This is a genomic window from Streptomyces sp. PT12, assembly GCF_003311645.1.
Classification (GTDB): Bacteria; Actinomycetota; Actinomycetes; order Streptomycetales; family Streptomycetaceae; genus Streptomyces.
This window is the reverse complement of record NZ_QEST01000085.1, coordinates 1-4,610: the sequence shown is the minus strand read 5'-3', so window position 1 is coordinate 4,610 and position 4,610 is coordinate 1. Positions and strand designations below refer to the sequence as shown.

The window sequence follows — 4,610 nt, the reverse complement described above, 5'->3', positions numbered from 1 at the left end:
TGTGGTGCTTTCCGGTGACGAGCAGGCCGTGGTGGCGCTGGCCGGGCGGTGGAAGCACAAGCGGCTCGCGGTGAGCCATGCGTTCCACTCGCATCTGATGGACCCGATGCTGGAGGCGTTCCGTGCGGTCGCCGAGACGTTGACCTATCACCCGGCGCGCCTGCCCATCGCGGGGCAGCCGGAGAGCGTTGACGCCGAGTACTGGGTGCGGCACGTCCGCGACGCCGTCCGCTTCCATGACAGCATGCGCCTGCTTGAGGCCGAGGGGGTCACCACCTATCTCGAACTCGGCCCCGACGCCGTCCTGTCGGCCATGGGCCAGGAGTGTGTCGAGGACGGCGGGTTCGCTGGCGCGCTGCGCGACGACCGGCCCGAGGCCAGGTCCCTGATGACCGCCGTCGCCGCCCTGCATGTGCGCGGCCACTCCCCGGACTGGGCCGCGATCTACCGGGGAACGGGCGCGGTCCGCGTCGACCTGCCGACCTATCCGTTCCAGCGGCGCCGCTACTGGCCGACCCGCGCCGCCGTCCCAGGCGACGTTTCCGCAGTCGGCCTCGGCGCCGCAGGACACCCGCTGCTCGGGGTCGCCGTGGCGACGGCCGATCACGACGGCTATCTGTTCACCGGGCGCCTCTCGTTGGAGACACACCCGTGGCTCGCCGACCACGTCGTCGCCGACGCGGTCCTGGTGCCCGGCGCGGCCATGCTGGAGCTGGCCGTGCGCGCGGCGGACCAGGCGGGCTGCTCGCGCGTCGCCGAGCTGACCCTCGAAACGCCCCTCGTCCTGCCCGAACACGGGGGCGTGGCCGTCCAGTTGTGGGTGTCCGCCCCCGACGCCGACGGCACGAGGACGCTCGCCCTCTACTCGCGCGACCCCCGGGACGAGAGCGACACCGCAGACGTCTGGGTCCGGCACGCCAGCGGCGTCCTCGACCACGGCCCCGTGACCACCGAGGCCATCGCCGAGTGGCCGCCCACCGCCGCCGAAGCGGTGGACGTCGAGGCCGTGTACGAGGCCCTGGCCGCCTCGGGCCTCGACTACGGGCCCGCCTTCCGCGGGCTGCGGGCGGCGTGGACGCGGGGCGATGAGGTGTTCGCCGAGGTCGCCGTGGAGGGTGACGACGGGTTCACACTGCACCCCGCGCTCCTCGACTCGGCGCTGCACGCCATCGGCGCGGGCACGTTCTTCGACTCGGCGCGGCTGCCGTTCTCCTGGACGGGCGTGACCGTCGCGGCCTCGGGCGCCACCGCGCTGCGGGTGCGGCTGGCCCCCGCCGGGCCCGACGCCCTGTCGCTGACCCTCGCCGACCCGGCGGGCCTGCCGGTCGCGGCGGTGGAGTCCCTCGTTCTCAAGCCCGCGCCCGCGAACGTCCAGGTCTCGCGCGGCCCCGCCGCCGACGCCCTGTTCCGGATCGATCTCGCGCCCGTCGCCGTGCCGGACGCCCTGACCGCCGAGGCCGCCGACTGGCCGACGCTCACCCGGGACGCCGAGCGCGGCTTCGACCTGGCGGCGGTCCCCGAAGCGGACGTGGTCGTGGCGCGCCTCGACGGCGGCCCGGCCAACGGCGCCATGGCCACGGACGCCACGGCCGATGCGACGCACACCCTGGTGCACCATGTCCTCGGGCTGCTCAGAACGTGGCTGGCCGACGGCCGGTTCACGCGCTCCCGCCTGGTGTTCACGGGCCGCCCCGGCGCCGAGCTGCCGGTGGCCGCCGCGTGGGGCCTGGTGCGCTCCGCGCAGGCCGAGGAGCCGGGCCGCTTCGTGCTCGTGGACACCGAAGGCGCGCTGCCGCCCGGCCTGCTCGACCTGGACGAGCCCGAGCTGACGGTCGGCGAGAACGGCGTCTTCGCGCGCCGCCTCGCCCGCGTCACGGCGAACGCGCCCGACGGCCCCGGCGCCGAGGCGCCCACGACCCACGGCACGGTCCTGGTCACCGGCGCGACCGGCGCCCTCGGCACGCTGCTCGCCCGCCACCTGGTCGCCGAACGCGGCGTGCGCGGCCTCGTCCTGGTCAGCAGGCGCGGCGCGGACGCCCCCGGCACCGCGGAGCTCGTCGCCGAGCTCACCGAGCGGGGCGCCGCCGTGCGGGTCGAGGCGTGCGACGTCGCCGACCGGCGCGCCGCCGCCGCGCTGCTCGCCACCATCCCCGACCTCACCGGCGTCGTGCACGCGGCGGGCGTCCTGGACGACGGCGTCCTCACCTCCCTCACCCCCGAGCGGGTGGACACGGTGCTGCGCGCCAAGGTCGACGCCGCCTGGAACCTGCACGAGCTGACCCTCGACCGCGACCTGAGGTCGTTCGTCCTCTTCTCCTCGGCGGCCGGGGTCTTCGGCAACGCGGGCCAGGGCAACTACGCCGCCGCCAACGCGTTCCTCGACGCCCTCGCCACCCACCGCCACGAACTCGGCCTGCCCGCCCAGTCGTTGGCGTGGGGCGCCTGGTCGGCGGACATGGCGGGCACGGGGGACCCGGCGGAGGAGGAGCGGACCGGCGCCCTCTCCCCGGCCGAAGGGCTGGCCCTGTACGACGCCGCCGTCGCGCTCGACGAGCCGGTGCTGGTGCCGATCCGCCTCGACCCGCGCGGCGCGACCGCGCCGATCCTGCGCGGCCTCGTCCGTGTCCCGGCCCGCCGCGCCGCCACCGGCGACCGCGCGCTCGTGGCCAGGCTCGCCGGGCTCGGCCCCGACGAACAGACCAAGGCCCTGACCGCGCTGGTGCGTGCCGAGGCCGCCGCCGTTCTCGGCCACGCCGACCCGGCGGCCGTCGAGACCGGCAGGGCGTTCACCGAGCTGGGCTTCGACTCGCTCAGCTCCCTCGAGCTCCGCAACCGGCTCAACGCCGCCACAGGGCTGCGCCTGCCCGCCACGCTCACCTTCGACTACCCGACCACCGCGGTGCTCGCGGGCTTCCTGCGCGACGAGATCACCGGCGCCGACGCCATCGACACCGCCGCGCCCACCGGGCGGTCGTCCTCGGCGTCCCTCGCCGACGACCCGATCGCCATCGTCGGCATGGCCTGCCGCTTCCCCGGCGGAGTGCGCACCCCCGAGGACCTGTGGCGGCTGCTCACCGACGACGGCGCCGAGGCCATCGGCGAGGTCCCGGGGAACCGGGGCTGGGACACCGAAGCCCTGCGCGGCCTCGAGGGCGGGTTCCTGTACGACGTCGCCGAGTTCGACCCCGTGTTCTTCGGGATCTCCCCGCGCGAGGCGCTGGTGATGGACCCGCAGCAGCGGCTCCTCCTCGAGACCTCGTGGGAGGCGTTCGAACGCGCGGGCATCGACCCGGTCTCGATGCACGGCAGCCGCACCGGCGTGTTCGTCGGCGCCATGTACCAGGACTACGCGGGCCTCGTGCAGGCGTCGCCGCGGGGAGGCGACGGATCCCTCGCCACCAGCAGCACCGGCTCCGTCGCCTCGGGCCGCGTCTCCTACACCCTCGGCCTCGAAGGCCCCGCCGTCACCGTCGACACCGCGTGCTCGTCGTCGCTCGTCGCCCTGCACCTGGCCGCCCAGGCGCTGCGCCAGGGCGAGTGCGAGATGGCCCTCGCCGGCGGAGTGACGGTCATGGCCACGCCCAACTCCTTCGTGGAGTTCTCCCGCCAGGGAGTCCTCGCCCCCGACGGCCGCTGCAAGGCGTTCTCGTCCTCCGCTGACGGCGTGGGCTGGTCCGAGGGCGTCGGCATGCTGCTCGTGGAACGACTGTCCGACGCGCGGCGCAACGGTCACCCGGTGCTCGCGGTGGTGCGCGGCTCGGCCGTGAACCAGGACGGCGCGTCCAACGGCCTCACCGCGCCCAACGGCCCCTCTCAACAGCGGGTGATCCGGCAGGCGTTGGCGTCCGCGGGGCTGTCGCCGTCCGATGTGGACGTGGTCGAGGCGCATGGCACGGGCACCCGTCTTGGCGACCCGATCGAGGCCCAGGCGCTCCTGGCCACCTATGGCCAGGACCGCTCCGAGGGCCGTCCGCTGTGGCTGGGCTCGGTGAAGTCCAACATCGGCCACACCCAGGCCGCAGCCGGTGTCGCGGGCGTGATCAAGATGGTCATGGCGATGCGCAACGGCGTGCTCCCGCGCACGCTGCACGTGGACGCGCCGTCCCCGCATGTCGCATGGGAGACGGGCGCGGTGTCGCTGCTCACCGAGCCCACGCCCTGGACGGCCGACGGCAGGCCCAGGCGCGGCGCCGTGTCGTCGTTCGGCATCAGCGGCACCAACGCCCACACCATCCTGGAACAGCCGGAGGAGACCCCCGCCGCCCCGGCGGTGGACGACGCGGCCCCGGGCCCGGTGCCTTGGGTGCTTTCGGGCCGTTCGGAGGCTGCGCTCCGGGCGGCGGCCGGTCGGCTGGTGCCGCTCGTCGGGGACCTGGATGCGCGGGATGTGGCGGCGACGCTGCTGTCGCGTTCGGCGTTCGAGCACCGTGCGGTGGTCGTCTCGGGTGTGGAGGGCCTGGATGCCCTGCGTGCGCTTGGCGCCGGTGAGCCGTCGGCCGATGTGGTGACGGGGCGGGTGGTGGCGGGGGCGGGGCGTCCGGTGTTTGTGTTTCCTGGTCAGGGAGCGCAGTGGGTGGGGATGGCGTCTGGGCTCCTTGATGCCTCGTCGG

Annotated in this window: 1 protein-coding gene; it reads left to right on the top strand. The window is 75.1% G+C overall.

Going from position 1 to position 4,610, the window contains the following annotated elements; genetic code table 11:
• Positions 1-4,610: SDR family NAD(P)-dependent oxidoreductase (locus DEH69_RS09145; RefSeq protein WP_113686415.1), on the top strand; the 4,610-nt coding region annotated here is incomplete at both ends.